The organism is Arthrobacter sp. JCM 19049 (genome assembly GCF_001310435.1).
This window is the reverse complement of sequence record NZ_BAXF01000720.1, coordinates 1-883: the sequence shown is the minus strand read 5'-3', so window position 1 is coordinate 883 and position 883 is coordinate 1. Positions and strand designations below refer to the sequence as shown.

1 pseudogene and 1 riboswitch are annotated in these 883 nt (G+C 65.8%); the pseudogene reads right to left on the bottom strand.

Going from position 1 to position 883, the window contains the following annotated elements:
• Positions 1 to 154: 154 nt before the first annotated feature.
• Positions 155 to 269, bottom strand: a riboswitch (SAM riboswitch).
• A gap of 13 nt (positions 270 to 282) precedes the next feature.
• Positions 283 to 869: pseudogene (locus JCM19049_RS15770) on the bottom strand (DinB family protein).
• Positions 870 to 883 lie beyond the last annotated feature (14 nt).

The window sequence follows — 883 nt, the reverse complement described above, 5'->3', positions numbered from 1 at the left end:
GCCGGCCGCGCGCGTGAGCAGCCGCAGCAGCCGTTGCGGCTCACTGGTGTGCAGCACCTGCCAGGCGCCATGGAGGGTAAATTGCACTTCTCCGCTGTGCAGGTCGATCAGCGGCAGGACGGGAACGGCGTGCATCGCAGGCACCGGCCTTTCAGGCTAGCTCTTGCCCGGGCACAAGCTGGTGCCGCGGACCGCTTCCTCATCCGAACCACCCATGAACCTGGGGTTGGTGTGCGGCCAGTCGGAGCTTGGCGCCGCATCTCGTGAAGCTACGCTTCGATGCTACACGGAGTCGGCGATCTTCTTCAGCCGTGCGTAATGTTCCTTCCACTGCTCGTCACTGAACTCCGGCAGGTTCCCGTTCTGCGCGGACAGGCCCGTCTGCCCGTCAATCAGTTCGCGCACCAGATCCAGGTGCCCGGCGTGGCGGGAGGTTTCCCCCACCATGTGCAGCATCAGGTGCTCCAGGGTGGTTTCACTGTCCTCACCCCACCAGGCACCGAGGCCGGGGCGTCCAGCTCCAGTTCCTCGAAGGCGGTGTTGGCCGCGTCGATCGCCTGGCGGTAGAACTGCAGCACGTCGGCGGCGCCGGTGTCCGCCTCCACCACGAAGTCCGCCATCGGGTCTTCGGAGGTGAAGGCCTGCACGGCCCGGGGACTGTCCACCGGGCGTTTGAGGCAATAGCTGAAGTAGCCGAATTCCATGACCGCCAGGTGGTTGATGACCCCCAGAACGTTGGTGCCGCTGGGCACCATGGGCCGACGCAGCTGGGCTTCGTCCAGATTCTCGGCCTTCCACAGCGCCGCATGCCGGGCATGATCCAGGTAGCGGCGCAAGCGCTGCTTGCGCGCGGTGACTTCGCTGTCCATGGGCTGCAGTCTAG